An 18201-nucleotide genomic window follows, 5' to 3' on the forward strand; every position below is an offset into this window, starting at 1 on the left:
ATGGAAAAAAATAATGAAATAATAATAAGAAAAAGCCGTAGAAAAGCTAAAAATGAGGTTCATGGAGGGGCTTGGAAAGTAGCATTTGCTGACTTTACATTAGCTATGATGGCATTTTTTATGGTGATGTGGATTATGGCTATTACGAATGAGTCTGAGCGAGAGGAAATAGCACATTATATGCGAACGCATTCGGTATTTGATGGTGGCCCAGCTATTTTTAACCCACAAAATACTCCTTTTCCAGTTGATTTAGGAGGCTCTCCTTCAGTAATAAAACATTTGGAGTCGGGTGATACACCTCCCGATGCTCCTATGCCTGGGATGAGTGAGTTTTTACAAATTCCTGAAGGTGAATTAGCGCCTGAAGCGGGTAAGGGAGAAAAACTAAACTCTGCTATTGATAGTGACTTTAAAGCGTCTTCTGAGCTGAGTTTATTATTAAAAAGCTTTCAAGACTTAACTAAAGAAGACTTACTAAAAAATAATTTGCTAGTAGAAGAAGTTCCCTCGGGTCTTAGAGTAATTATTAGGGATGATAAAAATCATAATATGTTTGAGCGTTCTAATACTCAAATGACGCCTTTTTTTGAGGATTTGTTTTTACACTTAGGCGGGTTATTTGTTGGTATAAATAATAAGATTATAATATCTGGACACAGTGATTCAAGTAGTTTCAAAGATGGAAAATCAAGAAACTGGGACTTGTCAGGCGCAAGAGCGCAAGAAGCCAGAAAAGTAATGGCAGCCGGTGGAATGCCTGCTACGAGTGTATTACAAGTGAATGCTTTTTCTTCAAATAGGCCTATTAATGTAGCTAATACAGCCGCTAATGAAAATAGACGCGTTGAACTTTTGATACTTACTGAAGATGCAGAACAAAAACTAAATGCGCTATTTAATAATGATAATGTAAATAGTCCTGTAAATACGTCAGCAAGAGCTGCGACAGCAAATAAGCCTGTATTACGCCTAGAAGGTGGTTATGAGTAATCAATTTGAAACAAAACGAAATTATAAAAGATGGAACTTAAATCAAAAAGATAATTATGAACCTGAATCTGTACAGCGCGGTGGAATTGCCGTAGAGCTGTTACGTAATTTTTTTATTGATTTTTCGATTTGTCATGCGGTTGCCAAAGATATAAGTGTAGGTGGAGTTGGGTTGTTAGTTCCTGCTGAAAGAGCAATTCCTGACAAGATTATTGTTGTATTCGATAAACATAATCGCTTGGTTGGTAAGGTTATGTATAGACGTAGCGTTAATGAAAAACTGATGTTTTTAGGTGTTGAGTGGGTCACTAAAAATGAGCGTAAAAAAAGTAAAATAGTGTCGTACTTACAGCAACAAGCTCAATATAAAAAGTAGCGGAATTAAATGAAAAAAATGAGTCAGGAAAAGTGTTTATATGCGTAAAAATTTGAAATCTAAAGCAAAGTTAATCAAAGCAAAAGATGCTACAGATTGTACTGCTTTTCCTCTTACATTAGAGCAAAGAGTTTTTGATGGCGCAATACAAAAAGCTGATGCGATAAATGTTAATATGCGCAAAGTATTAGAGTTGGAGTTAGCACAGCTTTTTAATGATACTCGATTTGGTATTGAAATATCGCAATGCAATCACTTAGTAATAAAAAGTTGGTTTAAAGAATCGGCACGAATTTTTATTGAATGCCCAGTGTTTTTGCCTGAAGAAGACTCGGCTTACTTAGCGCTTGACTATAAAAGCGCACATAGAACGGCTGATTTGTGTTTGGGTGGACAGTTTAACAGTTTAGGTAGTTCTTTAGATGAAGTTGAGTTACCTGCAGAGTTAAGTTCAACTGAGGCGAGAATATGTAGTCGTTTACTACAAAGGCAGATTCAAGGAATACAGAATCTGTTATTTAAAGAACGCTCGACATTGTTGGGCGAGGTTCAAAAATATGAAGAACTCCCTGATCCCCTGAAATACCTAGCATTTAAAGTGCGCCTTATTTTAGATAGTGAAGTAATAAGTTGGTTTCTTTGGGTACCTATTTCATTTTTTAGTGAAAAAGCCCTTATAGAGCCCGCGCAAAATACTATTGCTGACAACGTTTCTATGGAGCTGTGGCGTGAGTTTGCTGTGCGCGGTAAAATTGAAATGGCAACTAAAAAAGTAACTCTTAATCAGCTAAAAAAATGCATGAAAGGTGATATTTTACCAATTGAGCTAAATGACCCTGCCTTATTTAAACTTGGTAAAAAGAATATATTTAAAGGCCAAGTAGTAGAGCAAGATACTGGTTTGGCATTTCAAATAACCGAATTAACAAATAAAGAAAAGAGCAACATAAATTATGAATGATAATCTTGATAACGCTTTGGCTGGTTTAGATTTAGACGGTATTGATGAGTTTGATGTAAAGTCAATTACCGAAGATAACGCTGAAAACATGTCTTTTTTTCGTGATGTTCCTTTGCAAGTTACCCTCGAAGTTGCAAGCACTGAAATTACATTAGGTGAGTTAAGCCAAGCAAAGGACGGTGATGTATTAAGGTTAGATAAAGCTGCGGGAGAGGCGCTAGACGTTAAAGTAAATGGCGTTTTCTTTGCTAAAGCAGAAGTAGTGATGACTGAAGGTCAATACGGACTAAAGTTCATTACTAATAAAGCTTTAGGGCAAGAGGAAGAATAATCAAATGAGTAAAAGCGTAATTCTCAAAACGGCTTTAATCTTAATATTACTTTTAGTACCTGGTTGGTTAAGTGCTGAAGAATTTACGCTATTTTCTTTAAAAGATACTGGGGAAGGGCAAGATTACAACGTCAAGTTGCAAATATTATTGCTAATGACTGTTTTAAGCTTAATTCCAGCTTTATTGATGGTTCTGACTTCTTTTACACGAATTATTATTGTTTTAGCAATTTTAAGACAAGCAATGGGCTTACAACAAAGTCCGCCTAATAAAATCTTAATTGGTATTTCATTAATGCTAACTATGCTTATTATGAGACCTGTTTGGCAAGACATGTATCAAAATGCGTATAAACCATTTCAAGCCCAAACTATTGGCTTAGAAGAGGCGTTACTAACAGCAGAAAAACCTTTACGTAATTTTATGCTTAGGCAAACACGAGAAAGTGAATTAAGACAGGTTTTATTAATAGCCAATGAGCCAACGACACTAACGGCCGAAGAAATTCCTTTTGAGGTTTTGATGCCCGCATTTGTTTTAAGCGAATTGACTACCGCGTTTCAAATAGGATTTATGTTGTTTATACCTTTTTTAATTATAGACTTAGTTGTAGCTAGTGTCTTAATGTCTATGGGTATGATGATGCTTTCTCCATTAATAATAAGTTTACCTTTTAAATTGATGGTGTTTGTTTTAGCGGATGGTTGGTCGATGATCGCTGGTACTTTAGCTGCGACATTTGGAATGTCGCCATGACGCCAGAAATGTCTGTTGAGCTTATTTCTAGCGCCGTTTATACAATAATAAAATTGATATTAGTGTTAATTGTGCCTGGTTTGATTTTAGGTATTATTGTGGCAATTATTCAAGGTGCAACGTCTATACAAGAGCAAACTTTAACATTTTTACCTCGTATGATATTAACTTTGTTAATGATCGTTTTTGCTGGGCATTGGATGTTGCAAGTGATGATTGATTGGTTTGAAAAGCTCAAATATATGCTGCCAGGAGTATTTGGTTGAGCTCTTTGCTTTCGCTAACGTCAGGTGAGTTGGTTAGCTGGATGGGGACCATGTGGTGGCCATTCGTTCGGTTTTCAGCTTTGTTGTGGTCAATGCCTGTTTTTGATAACCCTGCTGTAACACCCAGATCACGAATTATGCTTGCTATGATGTTGGCTTTTTTAGTGGCTCCTCAATTACCACTTGCCCCTGCAATTGATATTTTTTCTTTAGATGCGGTTATATTAACGGTAGAACAAATTGTATTTGGTGTAATGATGGGTCTATCACTGCGTATACTTTTTGAAGTTATGGCAATGATTGGCTTGATTTTGTCAATGCAAATGGGCTTATCTATGGCGCTTGTTATGGACCCTGGTAGTGGCAACCAAGTTGCTTTGTTAGGGCAATTATTTTGGATTATGTGTGCTTTATTATTCTTTGCAGCAGATGGTCACTTAATTACACTAACTGTGATGGTTGATAGCTTTGAAGTATTTCCTATTGGTAGGAGTATTTACGAATTTGATATTCACTCTATTGTAATGTTATTTGCGTGGATGTTTTCCTCAGCATTATTACTTTCTATGCCTGGTATTATTGCCATGTTGTTGGTTAACCTTACATTTGGTGTGGCGAGTAGGGCTGCTCCTTCACTTAATATTTTTGTGTTAGGGTTTCCTATGTCTCTTCTTATGGGATTTTTTTGTGTTTTTATGACTTTAGAATATACAGGTAGTTCTTTTTCATCACTCACTTATTATGTTCTTTCTACCTTTAGCGCAGCAATGAGATAAGTTATGTCAGAAAATAGTTCTCAAGAAAAAACACAAGAACCCACAGAAAAACGATTAAAAAAAGCCAAAGAAGATGGGCAAGTTGCACGTTCTAAAGAGTTAAATACCGCTATTTTATTAATGGTTAGTGTGTCTGGTTTACTTTGGTTTGCAAATTTATTTTATACGCTATTTGTAAATTTAATGAACACGAGCATGCAGCTTGATCATAATATTATAAATAATACAAAAATGATGCCCCTTGCTTTAGGGCAAGCTGTGCTAGATATGCTGTCGACCCTAACACCCTTTTTGGTTTTATCGTTTATAGCAATGTGGATCACTGGTTGTTTACCGGGCGGATTTGTTTTTTCAAGTAAATTAGTTGCTCCTAAATTTAGTAAGCTCGACCCCATTAAAGGGCTTGGGAAAATGTTTGGTATGCAATCTTTGGTTGAACTACTTAAATCGATTCTTAAAATTTCCTTACTTGCTATATGTTTATATACATTTTTAACTAAGTTATGGATGCAGTTAATGTTTTTGCAGAACTTAGATATTAAAGTGGCTATAGGGCAGGGTATTGAGCTGTTGTTTTTATCATTGATGATAACGGTAACGTTATTATTGTTTATTGCCGTTATTGATGTTCCTTTTCAGCAACATCAAATAGCTAAAAAAATTAAAATGACCCACCAAGAAGTAAAAGAAGAGAGAAAGTCTTCAGATGGTAGTCCCGAAATTAAAAATAAAATAAGGCAAATTCAGTACCAGCAAGCAAATCGTAAAATTGAAGAGCGGGTTCCTACAGCCGATGTGATTGTTACCAATCCAACTCATTATGCTGTTGCAATAAAATATAGTGAGGAGGCTGCAAAAGCACCTTATGTTGTAGCTAAAGGTGTGGATGAAATGGCGCTTAGAATTAGAGAAGTTGCTAAAATGCATAATAAGGAAGTTATAGAGCTACCAGCATTGGCACGAGCTATATACTTCTCGACTAGAATAGATCAAGAAGTGCCTAATGGTTTATATGCGGCAGTTGCCTATGTTTTAACTTATGTTATGCAGCTAAAAGCCTATAAACAAGGGCGTGGGCAACCTCCCGCACCTTTACCAAAATTGAAAATCCCTAAAAACTTACAAAAATCTTAGATGTTGGAGTTATAATTTGAACTGGCGTAGTTTTACTCGGCCTTATACAGCCATACCTGTTTTACTTTTAGCTGTGCTTGCGATGGTTATTTTACCATTGCCGAGTTGGTTATTGGACGCATTATTTACTTTTAACATTGTGCTTGCTGTCATTGTGTTGTTGGTGGCCGCTTCAACAAAAAAGCCATTAGACTTTTCTGTTTTTCCTACTATTTTACTTGTTGCCACGCTAATGAGGTTGACGCTTAATATAGCTTCAACCCGTATTGTATTACTGCATGGACATGAGGGATCTGATGTAGCAGGGCGTGTTATTCAAGCTTTTGGTGAAGTGGTTATTGGTGGCAACTACGTCGTTGGTATTGTTGTATTTATTATCTTAATGGTGATTAACTTTGTGGTGATCACTAAGGGCGGCGAACGTATTTCAGAAGTAGCAGCCCGCTTTACGCTTGATGCAATGCCAGGTAAACAAATGGCAATAGATGCAGATTTAAACGCGGGTTTAATAGGCCCAGAGCAAGCAAAAGAAAGGCGTGCGACCATATCACAAGAGGCCGACTTTTATGGCTCTATGGATGGGGCTTCAAAATTTGTTCGTGGTGATGCTGTTGCCGGTTTAATTATTCTTGTAATTAACTTACTTGGGGGTGTTTCAATAGGGGCATTCCAGCATGGATTAAGCCTAGCTGAAGCATTTCAACGCTTTGCCTTGTTAACTATAGGTGATGGTTTAGTCGCTCAAATACCTTCATTGTTACTTGCTGTTGCTGCTGCAATTATTGTAACAAGAATGAATGACGAAGGTGATATGAGTGAAACTGTAGGTAAGCAGTTACTAGCTTCACCTAGAGTTATTTTAACCGCTGGTTTGATTATGGCTACATTAGGGATGGTTCCTGGAATGCCTACAGTGGCATTTTTAGGGTTTGCACTTCCTTTATTTTATGTCGCTTGGCGATTACAAAAGTCGCTTCCAACCTCTGATCTTCTTGAAGCCGAAAGCATTACAGATACTATTTTAAGTGAGCAACAAGCTAATTTAGAATGGCGTGATATTTCTCATGTTGATAAATTATCTGTAGATCTTGGTTTTCGTCTGGTTTATTTAGCAGATAAGGAAAAAGGCGAGGAGCTTGTTAAAACATTGCGTGGTGTTCGTAAAAATCTTTCAGAACAACTTGGTTTTTTATTACCAGAAATAAGAATAAAAGATAACTTAAAATTAAACCCGCAAGAGTACAAGGTAAACCTCTCAGCAGTTCCCATTGCTAATGGCCACGTAAATGCTAGAGAACTTTTAGCGTTAAATACCGGAGATGTGTACGGCACTCTTGATGGAGAAATAACGACAGATCCAGCATATGGATTAGAAGCGGTTTGGATTAAAGATGACGATAAAGCGAAAGCGTTAAACATGGGATATTCTGTTGTCGACTTAGCTACTATTATCGCTACACATACAGGGAAAATAATTAAAGAGCACTTAGATGAGCTATTTAGTTATGAAGATATTCAAAGATTAAATGAACGATTAAAGGATATTTCACCTAGCTTAGCTGAAACATTTGAAAAAGCACTTCCCACAAACTTACAGTTAAAAGTAATACGCTTGCTTTTAAGAGAGCATATTAGCATTAAAGATATAGTAACGATTGCCGGTACTTTAATTGATAGCGTTGAGGTTACAAAAGATCCAATATTGTTGGTGTCTGATGTGCGGTGCGCTTTACAAAAAGTGTTAGCTAAACAAGTTATGGGTAATAGAGAGGAACTTGCTGCGTATAGCCTGGACGAAAAGCTTGAAAGTACAATGCAAAGCTCACTTGATCAAGCCATGCAGGCGGGCAAGGTTTCACTTGATAGTTTTCCAGTTGATCCAAACTTGTTAGGGCAATTTCAAAGAACTATGCCCTTGATTGTAGATGACATGAAATCAAGAGGGGTTACCCCAACGCTGATTGTTATTCCACAACTAAGGCCGTTATTAGCGCGTTACGCACGAACGTTTACAAAAGGAAGCTTAGTTGTTCTTTCTTATAATGAAGTTCCTGATTATGTTAGAGTTGATATACTCGGTTCATTAGGATAAATTCGATCCTAGTTAAAGATGAATATAAAGTGAATTCTTAACTAGGGTATTTGCATTTGGTTATAAATAACTATATTCTGTCTTACAGTATGGTACATAGTTACTATTTTTGGTTACGAATAAGCGTACTAATAAATTAAATGGCAAACTATATGAAAGTATAGGACGCAAAGCTTCCAGTCTAAGGCTTTTATTTGGCTAAGATCGTGGGGTTACATTAGCTTAGTGATATCGTTTAATACTATGATTGTATTGGTATGTATTTCGCTACTTATATTAAAAAGACTTAATTGTTTGATTAAGCTGTAAACGGAATACTTATGGAGAAGATGTTTTTAATTATTAAAAATTTAATTGTTTTTACTGTAATAGTGATCATTTCAGGCAAAGCAAATGGTGGTACCGAACAAAAATTAATACAAAGCTACGAAAGCGGTGAGTGGATTAATGAAAGCAATTCTTTTTACTGCAGCTTAAATCAAAGTTTTGATAATTATGCAAAGTTAGAGCTAATTAAGCTCCCTTCAAAACCAGAACAACTGGTTTTTACATGGCTACTCCCCGATAGAGAAATTACCGATATACAGATAATTTCAAGAAAGGCCGATTGGCAATCTAAAGATATTTTACTCCCTCAAATAAACTTTTTTTCTGCAGACATGGCAAATTCAATTATTAGCTTTGATACTGACCCTTCATCATTATTAAGAGTCATAAAACAAGGTGGGTGGCTTGATACAATAATTGGTTTTGGTGACGAACAGCTTCGCCTTACGTTTACTAATACTTACAGTAATGAAGTTGTTAATAGCTATCAGCAATGCCTAGATAATTTATCCCCATTAACGTGGTCACAAGCTAGAGATAATGAGATTTTCTTTGATACTGGGAGTAGAACGGTTGAGAACACTAAAGACTTAATGTTTTTGAAAGACTTAGTTCGTTATGTTTCTTTAGATACAAGTGTCAAAAAGGTCATGATTGATGGACATACTGATAATGTAGGTTCTCCTTTAGCTAATCGTTTGCTTTCTAAAGAAAGAGCAGATGATGTTGCTTCCAGACTAATAGAATTTGGCTTACCAAGTAATATGTTAGAAGTCAGAGCTCACGGTCAACGTTATCCTCTGGTCGAAAATACAAAGTTAAAGCAGGCTTCGAATCGTCGCGTGTTGATCCGATTGTTTCGACATTCAAATTAGTAAACAGAGGATAAAATGAGTTTAAGGTACCTTTTATGGGTCAGCGAACATCAGCCAAGTATTGAGTACAAACAGGCTGTTTCGTCGGAAAATTTTAAGTTTTTGTACGCAGGTTCAATTGCAGATGCGGTTAGCTATTGTATAGATACAAAGCCTGAGCTTATTTTTGTTGATGCTGATATTAAGCATATCGAGCAGGTTGAGTTAGTTAAACTGCTTATTAAAACAAATCCTATTACGCAGGTGGTTACTTTAGTTGACTCATCACAAAGTGAAATTGCTTCAAAGACTATAAATGCAGGTGGGGCGGTAGATTATTTATTAAAGCCTTTTTTTGCAGAGCAGCTTAAAAATACAATCCGAAATACAGACTCAATGAAGCATGGGGTTAAAGATTTAATCGCTGTATCGACTAAGTCTCAGCAAGTGCTTCGTTTAGCTAATCGCGCAGCACAAACTTCTGCTGGAATTTTAATAACGGGAGAGTCTGGAACAGGTAAAGAGAAGTTAGCTCACTTTATTCATAAAGCATCAAAGAGAAATGATGAGTCATTTGTTGCTGTTAATTGCGCTGCTATTCCAGAAAATATGCTAGAGGCTATGTTATTTGGTTTTAATAAAGGCGCTTTTACTGGCGCTATTAACTCTCAGCCGGGCAAGTTTGAATTAGCAAACGGTGGGACTATTTTATTAGATGAAATTACAGAACTGCCATTAGATCTGCAAGCTAAGCTATTGCGTGTTTTGCAAGAGCGAGAGGTAGAAAGGTTAGGGAGTCATCAAAAAATTAAGCTTGATGTGAGAGTGATTGCCGCATCGAATAAAATATTAAGAGAAGAAGTTGAAAAGGGAACATTTCGTGAAGATTTATTTTATCGACTTGATGTTTTACCACTAAACTGGCCACCACTTCGTGACAGAGTTGATGACATTATGCCATTAGCTTCCTACTTTATAAAAAAGTATGGCTCGTCTGATTATCATATTAGTAAACAAGCAAAAGACTTGATGCTTTGCTACAACTGGCCAGGTAACGTACGAGAAGTAGAGAACGTTATTCAAAGAGCGTTAGTAATGGCTAGGGGCGCAGAAATACAAGCAGAAGATTTAAATTTACCACAGTGCTCATTAGCTGCAGCTGCTTTTTGTTCGTCTCAATTAAAGAATAATAAAAAACAAGCTGAGTTTGATTATATTTACAGTTTATTGAGTCGCTTTAATGGACACCGAACTCGCACCGCAGAGGCGCTTGGCGTTAGTACCCGAGCATTAAGATACAAAATTGCCGCTATGCGCGAATACGGCATTGATATTGATGCAATAATATAACTTAAAGGAAGTTAGAATGTCACCGATTGAAAGCCAACAAACAATGTTTGGTAAAATGGTAGAAATGCAAAAAATGGCAGCCTCAGATAATATTGAGCCTGCGATTGTTAGCAATGGCGGAGCTAATATAAGTGGCGATTTTAAACACGTTATTCGTTCTATTAACGCGCAGCAAAATATAGCTGGGGATATGATGAAAGCGGTTGATGCCGGAGAAAGTGATGATGTTGTTGGTGCTATGGTTGCAAGTCAAAAAGCAAGTTTAAGCTTTTCTATGTTAATGGAAATGCGTAATAAGGTGCTCAATGGCATTGATGATGTAATGCGGATGTCACTGTAGAGGCTTATTATGAAAGGAGAATTAACCAAAATACCAGAATCTGGATCTGCTAATAGCGACCTCAAATTAAAAGAAAAAGTTGTTAATTTTTCTAATAAGTTAAATTTTAGTGGAACAGATGATAGAAGTATTGCCACGATCGCTTTATTGGCAACACTGGTGGCGGCTACAATTGTATTGATTTTGTGGACTTCTGCTAAAAACTACGTTCCGCTTTATGGGAACCAAGAAAGTTATGATAAAGCCAATATTCTTGAAATTTTAGATAAAGAAAAAATTACATTTCGCATTGATACCGACAGCGGTAATATTTTAGTGCCTCAAGAGAAACTTGCCGATGCTAGGATTACCTTAGCAGCTCGAGGTATTAAAGCCTCTATGCCGCAAGGTATGGAAGGCATGAGTGACAAAGTTTCTATGGGAACAAGTCAGTTCATTGAGTCAATGCAATACCAGCATGCATTAGAGGGCGAGTTAGCTCGCACTATTATTAATATGCAGGGTGTTAGAAATGCTCGCGTGCATTTAGCAGTACCTAAAAGAAGCTTGTTTGTTGGTCGTACAGAACAAAAAACGGCTGCATCGGTGATGGTTGATTTAGCCCCAGGGCATGATCTAAAACCTGAGCAAGTAGAGGCTATTATTGCACTAACTATTGGCAGTGTTCCTGGGTTAGATGCAAGATCAGTGTCAGTTGTTGATCAGCGAGGAAAACTGCTAAGTGGTGACTTATTTGATAATACCCCAGTGGGTAAAGAAACAGATAAAAAGCTCGCTTTTGTTGAGAAGATTGAGCGTAATGTTGAGCAAAGAGCATCAATAATGTTATTGCCAATATTAGGTGAAGGTAACTTTAGGATCCAGGTTTCTACAGACGTTGATTTTAGTGTTGTTGAAGAAACAAGAGAGCAGGTTGACCCACAAAATGTACTTAAACAAGAGTTTATAAAGTCTGATAGTACATTAGATCAATTTGCTGCAGGCATTCCAGGTTCATTAGCGAATGAACCACCAGTACCTGATCAGCAAGGCGAAGATGAAAACAACGAAAGAACTTCTGAGAGAAGTGAAAGCAATAGACAGTTTGAAAATGGACGTTCTGTTACACATACGCAGTTTGAAGTAGGGCGTATTAAGTCGATGAGTTTATCTGTTTTAGTTAATGATGGCGCTTCTGCTGCAGCTGAGGGGTGGTCTGATGAAGGGTTAGCCTCATTAGGTGAAATGATAAAAAAAGCGACTGGCTACAGTGATGCACGAGGCGATCAATTTAATATAACAAGCTTCACTTTTGTACAAGAAAAACTGTTAGCACCGGGTGAAGGTTTAGAGTGGTGGCAAATGCCAGAGCTTAAAGAATATGCTCGTTATATATTTGGTACTTTAATTAGTTTATTACTTATTTTATTTGGTGTTCGCCCTTTGGTTAATCACTTAATCAGAGGTAAAAATAATTCACAAGCCCCAGCTCTAGCACAAACATCAGAGGCTTCTAGCGCTAATAAAGATGTCAAAGAAAGGCAAAGTACTCCTTTAGATGAGGCTATTAGCTCAGACTCTAAAGTAGATGACTTAACCTCTAGGGAAGGTAATTCGAAACACGCAGCCATAGCTCTTCCTCAGATAGGCAATGACTTTGAAGAGCAAATTGCGCATATGCAACTACTAGCAAGCAGAGAAACTGAGCGAGTTACGTCGGTTATAAAGTATTGGGTAGAGCAAGGGGTTGAAATTGAATCAAGAAAGGGCTGATATGGCAACACAATTACCAGCATTAGATAGAGCTGCCATTTTATTGTTAAGCATGGGTGAGGAAAATGCTGCGAGCGTTATTCGTAAATTAGGCCGCCGCGAAGTCCAAGCAATTTCACAAAGAATGGCCAAAATATCTAACGTTACTCAAAAAGATGTTGCCTCTACGCTAAGTGAATTTTTTGACTGCTATAGAAATGAAAGCGGTGTAAATGGAGCATCTCGCGTTTATCTTGAAAAAGCATTAGATAAAGCCGTTGGTCGTAAGCTAGCTAAAACAATGCTTGACGATATTTATGGTGGAGCGATGAATGATGATTTGCGACGCTTAGAGTGGATCCCGCCTGAGCTTATCGTACGTTTTTTAGAGCAAGAGCATGTACAAATGCAGGCTTTATTTTTAGCGTTTTTACCACCAGAACAAGCTTCAGCAATTATAGCGTTATTTCCTGAATCTAAGCATGACGATTTACTTTATAGAATAGCAAGCTTAAGAGAAGTGAGTGAGCATGTTATTGATGATGTTCGTTTAACGCTAGAAGCATGTATAGAGTTTGTGGGTCGTCAAGTGGGCGCTCAAGTTAATGGCGTGGATAAAGCTGTAGAAATAATCAATCGATATAATGGTAATAAGAGCCAAATAATCGAAATGATGAAAAAACAAAACAGTAATGTTGCTGCTGAAATACAAGAAAAAATGTATGACTTTGATGGCTTATCTAAACAAACAGATGAAACGCTAACACAGTTACTTAATGATATACCAGATGAGTTATGGACTATGTCATTAAAAGGTGCAGATAGTGAGCTTTTAGGGCGTATTTTAGGTGCTTTACCGAAAAGGTTAGCACAGGTTTATCAACAGCAGATTGACGGCTTAAGTTCACAACCGATTAGCAAGGTCAGAGCGGCTCGAAAAGAAATTATGTCAATAGTTAGAGACATGTCTAAACGAGGCGAAATTGACTATCGCTTATACGAAGAAGAAACAGCGGGATAAATATGAGCCAAGCGTTTCGTTTCCCAACCTTAAATAAAGTTGAGCAGCATCAAAGCCTTCAAGAACGTCTAGATGCTGCGCAAAGAGTAGGTTGGCAAAGTGGATTTGAAAATGGTTTAGAGCAAGGGCGGCTTGAAAAACAAGCAGCGCTAGAGCAGCAAATTGAAGCGCGTGTTGATGCGTTGCTTCAAGAGCGTTTAGAGCTTGAAAAGAAACAGTTTATAGATAACTTTAATATTATTTTAGACAAAGCAAACAGTGAGTTGTCACAGCTTTCGGCCAGTTTGAAAACAGATATTACTTTAATCATAACGCGATTAGCTGAATTTGTTATTGATACTGAGCTTCAAACCAAGCCGGAAATACGCTTAGAGTTGGTTGAAAAGGCAATTAAGTTACTTGCTGATCGAGACTTAATAACTAAAATTATTTTTTCATCTTTAGATAAAGAATGGCTTAACGCTGAGAGTTTAAAAAGTTTTTCTATTGCGGTGTCTTTTGATGACAAGTTAGCTTCTGGTGATATTGAGTTAGTAGCAGAGCGCCAAACACATAGCTTTTCGTTTTCTCAGCGCTTGCAAAGTCTTCTTGATGAAATAACACCGGTGATACTTAAAGACACTCATGAACAATGATCTTCATATACGTTTAGAGCAAGCATACGCTACATTAAATCGTCCGCCTTTAATTCAAAGTTATGGCAGGCTAACACGCGTTAATGGTTTAACACTAACAGCAACAGGTGGGCAGTTTGCAATAGGCGGAAAATATCAAGTTGAGAGTGTTGATGGTGTTTGGTATGACGTTGAAGTAATTGGTTTTAATCAATCTGAAGCCTATTTAATGCCGCTTAAAAAGGTGCAAAACTTATGCTCTGGAGGGCGAGTAAGGCCTGTATTAAAAACCTCGAATGTTTCAATTTCTGAAAAGTTACTTGGACGTGTACTTGATGCCCAAATGCAGCCAATTGATAACTTAGGTGCATTAGAAAAAGATGAAAGTAGTAACTTGTCATCATTAGCAAAAGATTACTCAATGACTCCTTTGCAGCGAAAAGGGGTTACACAGCCATTAGATGTAGGTATAAGAGCAATAAATAGCTTATTTAGTGTTGGAATGGGCCAGCGCTTAGGGCTTTTTGCTGGCTCTGGTGTAGGTAAAAGTAAGCTGTTAGGCATGATGACTCGTTATACATCTGCGGATGTAGTTATTGTTAGTTTAGTGGGTGAACGTGGCTGGGAAGTTAAAGAATTTATAGAGCAAAGCCTTGGTCCCGAAGGTTTAAAAAAAGCGATTGTTATTGCATCTCCAGCAGATGACTCACCACTATTACGGGTTAAGGCGGCTGAATTAAGCCATAAGTTGGCGGCTTATTTTAGAGATCAAAACCTAAATGTTTTACTGTTAATGGATTCATTAACAAGATACGCGCAAGCACAGCGTGAAATAGGATTATCTGTAGGTGAACTGCCTGCGTCTAAAGGTTATCCGCCGTCAGTATTTAGTAAGTTAACACAGCTTGTTGAAAGCTCTGGAAATAGTGAAAAAAGTAAAGGCTCACTTACTGCTATATATACGGTACTTGCAGAGGGTGACGATCAGCAAGATCCTATAGCCGATAATGCCCGAGCTATACTTGATGGACATATAGTACTAGATAGAGCTTTAGCTGAAAAAGGTCATTACCCAGCTATTAATATTGGGGCATCAATAAGCCGAGTAATGCCAAATATAGTTTCTTCTGAGCAGTTAGAACAATGTTATAAGTTAAAAAAATTGTATAGCCGGTACATGCAAGTCCATGAGCTTATTCCTTTAGGTGCGTATCAAGTCGGAAAAGATTCTGAGCTGGATAACGCTGTTGCTCTTTATCCTGAAATTGAAGCTTTTTTATGCCAAGGGCTAAATGATAAATTTGATTTTGCGCAATCCGCAAATCAACTTAATGAAATAATGAATAAACTCAATGCTAAATAAATTTTTAACAATTCAAAAAGATAAACTAGATATAATGTTAGCTAAACAATCACAATTACAGCTAAAAAGTTTAGAAGAACAGCAGCGTCTAGCTCAGTTACAAGTACATATTAATAGTATGGACAAAAGTGCTCAGATGAAATCGGCTTTAGGTTTACAAAACTTATCGGGTATGAAAAGTATTTTAAGTGGGCTTTCTACCCAGCAAATAGAGCGCTTTAAAGACTCGCAACAAGACGAAATGCGCCAACAGCAAGCCTGCTTAAAGCAAATGAGCTTTACTAAAGGGATTGAAGGTCTTGTAAGTAACCGAATAGCGACTAAGCAAGCTTATATCAATAAACAAGAAGAAAAGAACTTAGACGAAATGATTAGCCAAGCGCATATTCGCCAGTTATATAAATAGCTATAATTACAAAGTCTATATCCTCTGCATTTTTTGTTACAATGCCGGTAAAGCAATTTAGGGTAAATAGCTGTGCTGCCGGTTCAAAACATATATCAACAACTCGTAATAACATTACAAAGCAACCCAATTACGCTACTGCAAGCGCCGCCGGGTGCAGGTAAGTCTACTTGGTTGCCGCTGCAACTTATGCGTGATGGGCACTTTAAACGTATTGTAATGCTAGAGCCGCGTCGTTTAGCTGCGCGTAATATTGCTAGTTACTTAGCAAAGTGTCAAAACGAGAGTGTTGGCCAAAGTGTTGGTCTGCGTATAAGAGGTGAGAGCAAAGTAAGTGTTAATACGCGCCTTGAAATAGTTACCGAAGGCATGCTTACTCGTATGCTGCAAAACGATCCTGAGCTTAGCGATGTTGATTTACTGATATTTGATGAGTTTCATGAGCGCTCTATTGCAGCCGATACTTCATTGGCATTTGCGTTAGAGACCCAAAGTGCGCTGCGCGAAGATTTAACCATAATGTTGATGTCGGCAACCCTTGATACCCAGCGCTACACTGAGTTTTTTGCTTGCCCTGTAATTCAATCAAATGGGCGCAGCTATCCAATAGATGAAGTATATATACCCATAAAAGATGAAAGCCGCTGGCTTGATGTAATCCCCACTATAATAAAACAAGCACTGAGTGAGCAAACAGGCAGCGCGTTGGTGTTTTTACCAGGGCAGCACGAAATACTCAGGGTACAACAAGCACTCACTGACTTACCAAACAATTGTATAGTGGCAACGCTATTTGGCGAGCAAGATAAAGCCAACCAGCAAGCAGCTATTGCTCCTGCGCCTGAAGGGATGCGCAAGGTGGTACTTACTACCAATGTGGCCGAAACTAGCTTAACCATTGAAGGCATAAGGATTGTGATTGATAGCGGTAAACGCCGCGCCGCGACCTTTAATTTAAAAACCGGTGTTACTGAACTCACAACACAAAGCATATCGCGCTCATCGGCAGTGCAGCGTGCAGGGCGTGCAGGGCGAATAGAGCCAGGTGTGGTTTATAGGCTTGGCTCTAAGCAAACTTTTGAGCGCCGTAATAGTCACGACAATCCCGAAATACTCACATCAGACATAAGCCAACTAATGCTAGAAGCTAAGCAGTGGGGGGCAAGCATTGAGGAGCTAACCTTGCTTGATAAGCCTACTGAGCAGCAAGGCATACAGGCAAGTAACTTACTTAGCATGCTTGAAGCCATAGACAGCAAAGGCAAGCTCACACCGCTTGGCAGTAAAATGTTAGGCTTTGGCGCTGATATTCGTTTGGCGCATATGCTATTAAAAGCGCAGGCATTAGAGCAAGCACTCCCCGGTATTTATCGACTCGCTATTTATTTGGTGGCATTACTTGAAAGCCGAGTTAATACTGCTAATGAGCTAAGCTTAGCGCTGCATAGCCAACAACAACGGCCACATCCGGTATTCAAGCAGCAATTAAAATATTGGCAAACTCGCTTAAAAGTAAAAGAGTCAAATGGCGATTTAAATACCGGGCACTTAAGCTTGCTGGTGGCGCTTGCTTACCCCGATCGAATCGCGAAAAAGCGTGGCAGTGGATACTTACTTGCCAATGGTGCAGGCGCTGAGCTAAACCGCGATTACTGGCATAACGACGACTACCTTGCAATTGCCACTATGGGCGGGCACAAAGGCGGGCGTATTTTTAGTGCCACATCACTTAGCCCATTTGAGCTGCAAGCTTATTTGCCGCATTTATTTAGCATGCAAACTCGCTGTGAGTTTGATGAAAAAACCGCACGCTTTATCCATCAAGACGAAGTGAAACTTGGCGCTATTACGCTTACTAGCCAGCCAAGTGCGCAAAAACTCGATAAAAGTGAGCGCGCCAAAGCATGGTTAAATTTATTTACTAAACATGGCTTTGCACTGTTTAATGAACAAAAAGACGCTGAGCAACTATTAATTAGAATGAGCTTAGCAAGTAAGCTAATGAGCGAAAAGTTTCCGAAAATTAACGAGCAACAACTTATTCAAACGGCACCGCAGTGGCTAGGTGTATTTTTACAAGATATTAAAACCCTGGAGCAGCTTAAAAAGTTTAACTACTTTGAGGCATTACAAAATTGTTTTGACTGGCAACAACAAAGTGCCTTAAAAAGCTTACTGCCACTGCGTTTAACGGTAGCGAGCGGCTCTAATATTAGGATTGAATATCAGCTTGAAGGCCCTGCAAAGCTCAGTGTACGTATGCAAGAAGTATACGGTATGACCAGCACGCCGTTGTTGGCGCAGGGGAAATTGCCACTGCTGATGGAGTTATTGTCGCCGGGGAAACGCTCGTTGCAACTTACTCAAGATTTAGCACACTTTTGGAATACCAGTTATCGCGATGTACAAAAAGAAATGAAAGGGCGTTACCCCAAGCATTTTTGGCCCGACGATCCGGCCAATAGCATTGCAACTAATAAAGTAAAAAGTAAAATGTAGAGAGCCTTAA

18 protein-coding genes and 1 riboswitch are annotated in these 18201 nt (G+C 38.2%); all 18 genes read left to right on the forward strand.

What is annotated here, in order from left to right; genetic code table 11:
* The 18 genes from CIK86_RS02525 to hrpB all read left to right on the forward strand — a co-directional run bounded on the left by CIK86_RS02525 (position 1) and on the right by hrpB (position 18191).
* Positions 1–993, forward strand: coding sequence for a flagellar motor protein MotB (locus tag CIK86_RS02525; protein WP_086998728.1), 993 nt, complete (start codon positions 1–3; stop codon positions 991–993).
* Positions 986–1369 (forward strand): PilZ domain-containing protein, encoded by a 384-nt coding sequence (locus CIK86_RS02530; RefSeq protein ID WP_086998731.1) that lies wholly within the window; start codon positions 986–988, stop codon positions 1367–1369. Before CIK86_RS02525 ends, CIK86_RS02530 begins: the two co-directional genes overlap by 8 nt.
* Before the next feature lie 40 nt (positions 1370–1409).
* Positions 1410–2330 (forward strand): FliM/FliN family flagellar motor C-terminal domain-containing protein, encoded by a 921-nt coding sequence (locus tag CIK86_RS02535; protein ID WP_086998733.1) that lies wholly within the window; start codon positions 1410–1412, stop codon positions 2328–2330.
* Positions 2323–2661, forward strand: coding sequence for a FliM/FliN family flagellar motor switch protein (locus tag CIK86_RS02540; RefSeq protein ID WP_086998736.1), 339 nt, complete (start codon positions 2323–2325; stop codon positions 2659–2661). Before CIK86_RS02535 ends, CIK86_RS02540 begins: the two co-directional genes overlap by 8 nt.
* 4 nt (positions 2662–2665) lie before the next feature.
* Complete coding sequence (gene fliP, locus CIK86_RS02545; protein WP_086998739.1) at positions 2666–3418, forward strand: flagellar type III secretion system pore protein FliP; 753 nt, start codon at positions 2666–2668, stop codon at positions 3416–3418.
* The gene (locus tag CIK86_RS02550; protein ID WP_086998742.1) at positions 3415–3684 is read left to right on the forward strand and encodes a flagellar biosynthetic protein FliQ; all 270 of its coding nucleotides are present in this window, start codon (positions 3415–3417) and stop codon (positions 3682–3684) included. The genes fliP and CIK86_RS02550 overlap by 4 nt, the downstream gene beginning before the upstream one ends.
* On the forward strand, positions 3681–4460 hold the full coding sequence (fliR, locus tag CIK86_RS02555; RefSeq protein WP_086998745.1) for a flagellar biosynthetic protein FliR: 780 nt from the start codon (positions 3681–3683) through the stop codon (positions 4458–4460). The genes CIK86_RS02550 and fliR overlap by 4 nt, the downstream gene beginning before the upstream one ends.
* Positions 4461–4463: 3 nt before the next feature.
* Positions 4464–5594 (forward strand): flagellar biosynthesis protein FlhB, encoded by a 1131-nt coding sequence (flhB, locus tag CIK86_RS02560; protein WP_086998749.1) that lies wholly within the window; start codon positions 4464–4466, stop codon positions 5592–5594.
* Positions 5595–5610: 16 nt separating this feature from the next.
* Entirely contained in the window at positions 5611–7686 is a 2076-nt protein-coding gene (locus CIK86_RS02565) for a flagellar biosynthesis protein FlhA (protein ID WP_086998752.1), read from the forward strand.
* Between the two features lie 132 nt (positions 7687–7818).
* Positions 7819–7906, forward strand: a riboswitch (cyclic di-GMP riboswitch).
* 100 nt (positions 7907–8006) lie between these two features.
* A complete protein-coding gene (locus tag CIK86_RS02570) occupies positions 8007–8888 on the forward strand; it encodes an OmpA family protein (RefSeq protein WP_086998755.1) in 882 nt (293 codons plus the stop codon).
* 15 nt (positions 8889–8903) lie between these two features.
* Entirely contained in the window at positions 8904–10217 is a 1314-nt protein-coding gene (locus tag CIK86_RS02575) for a sigma-54 dependent transcriptional regulator (RefSeq protein WP_086998758.1), read from the forward strand.
* 16 nt (positions 10218–10233) lie between these two features.
* A complete protein-coding gene (locus CIK86_RS02580) occupies positions 10234–10557 on the forward strand; it encodes a flagellar hook-basal body complex protein FliE (protein WP_086998761.1) in 324 nt (107 codons plus the stop codon).
* A 9-nt stretch (positions 10558–10566) separates the two neighbouring features.
* The gene (gene fliF / locus CIK86_RS02585) at positions 10567–12309 is read left to right on the forward strand and encodes a flagellar basal-body MS-ring/collar protein FliF (RefSeq protein ID WP_086998764.1); all 1743 of its coding nucleotides are present in this window, start codon (positions 10567–10569) and stop codon (positions 12307–12309) included.
* A gap of 1 nt (position 12310) precedes the next feature.
* The gene (locus CIK86_RS02590) at positions 12311–13309 is read left to right on the forward strand and encodes a FliG C-terminal domain-containing protein (RefSeq protein WP_254910766.1); all 999 of its coding nucleotides are present in this window, start codon (positions 12311–12313) and stop codon (positions 13307–13309) included.
* A 2-nt stretch (positions 13310–13311) separates the two neighbouring features.
* Positions 13312–13944, forward strand: a complete 633-nt coding sequence (locus CIK86_RS02595) for a FliH/SctL family protein (protein ID WP_086998769.1) — start codon at positions 13312–13314, stop codon at positions 13942–13944.
* Entirely contained in the window at positions 13934–15286 is a 1353-nt protein-coding gene (locus CIK86_RS02600) for a FliI/YscN family ATPase (protein ID WP_086998771.1), read from the forward strand. The genes CIK86_RS02595 and CIK86_RS02600 overlap by 11 nt, the downstream gene beginning before the upstream one ends.
* The gene (locus tag CIK86_RS02605; protein WP_086998774.1) at positions 15276–15692 is read left to right on the forward strand and encodes a hypothetical protein; all 417 of its coding nucleotides are present in this window, start codon (positions 15276–15278) and stop codon (positions 15690–15692) included. Before CIK86_RS02600 ends, CIK86_RS02605 begins: the two co-directional genes overlap by 11 nt.
* 72 nt (positions 15693–15764) lie before the next feature.
* Positions 15765–18191, forward strand: coding sequence for an ATP-dependent helicase HrpB (gene hrpB / locus CIK86_RS02610; RefSeq protein WP_086998777.1), 2427 nt, complete (start codon positions 15765–15767; stop codon positions 18189–18191).
* Positions 18192–18201 lie beyond the last annotated feature (10 nt).

Origin of the sequence: Pseudoalteromonas sp. JB197, assembly GCF_002332205.1 — a bacterium.
GTDB classification, from domain to species: domain Bacteria; phylum Pseudomonadota; class Gammaproteobacteria; order Enterobacterales; family Alteromonadaceae; genus Pseudoalteromonas; species Pseudoalteromonas nigrifaciens.

Excerpts from the sequence above, each read along its gene's own strand:
- CIK86_RS02580 (WP_086998761.1), top strand. The coding sequence starts at position 10,234 with ATGTCACCGATTGAAAGCCAACAAACAATGTTTGGTAAAATGGTAGAA.
- flhB (WP_086998749.1), top strand. The coding sequence starts at position 4,464 with ATGTCAGAAAATAGTTCTCAAGAAAAAACACAAGAACCCACAGAAAAA.
- CIK86_RS02550 (WP_086998742.1), top strand. The coding sequence starts at position 3,415 with ATGACGCCAGAAATGTCTGTTGAGCTTATTTCTAGCGCCGTTTATACA.
- fliP (WP_086998739.1), top strand. The coding sequence starts at position 2,666 with ATGAGTAAAAGCGTAATTCTCAAAACGGCTTTAATCTTAATATTACTT.
- fliF (WP_086998764.1), top strand. The coding sequence starts at position 10,567 with ATGAAAGGAGAATTAACCAAAATACCAGAATCTGGATCTGCTAATAGC.
- CIK86_RS02525 (WP_086998728.1), top strand. The coding sequence starts at position 1 with ATGGAAAAAAATAATGAAATAATAATAAGAAAAAGCCGTAGAAAAGCT.
- CIK86_RS02540 (WP_086998736.1), top strand. The coding sequence starts at position 2,323 with ATGAATGATAATCTTGATAACGCTTTGGCTGGTTTAGATTTAGACGGT.
- CIK86_RS02600 (WP_086998771.1), top strand. The coding sequence starts at position 13,934 with ATGAACAATGATCTTCATATACGTTTAGAGCAAGCATACGCTACATTA.
- CIK86_RS02590 (WP_254910766.1), top strand. The coding sequence starts at position 12,311 with ATGGCAACACAATTACCAGCATTAGATAGAGCTGCCATTTTATTGTTA.
- CIK86_RS02535 (WP_086998733.1), top strand. The coding sequence starts at position 1,410 with ATGCGTAAAAATTTGAAATCTAAAGCAAAGTTAATCAAAGCAAAAGAT.
- CIK86_RS02605 (WP_086998774.1), top strand. The coding sequence starts at position 15,276 with ATGCTAAATAAATTTTTAACAATTCAAAAAGATAAACTAGATATAATG.
- CIK86_RS02595 (WP_086998769.1), top strand. The coding sequence starts at position 13,312 with ATGAGCCAAGCGTTTCGTTTCCCAACCTTAAATAAAGTTGAGCAGCAT.
- CIK86_RS02570 (WP_086998755.1), top strand. The coding sequence starts at position 8,007 with ATGGAGAAGATGTTTTTAATTATTAAAAATTTAATTGTTTTTACTGTA.
- CIK86_RS02575 (WP_086998758.1), top strand. The coding sequence starts at position 8,904 with ATGAGTTTAAGGTACCTTTTATGGGTCAGCGAACATCAGCCAAGTATT.
- CIK86_RS02530 (WP_086998731.1), top strand. The coding sequence starts at position 986 with ATGAGTAATCAATTTGAAACAAAACGAAATTATAAAAGATGGAACTTA.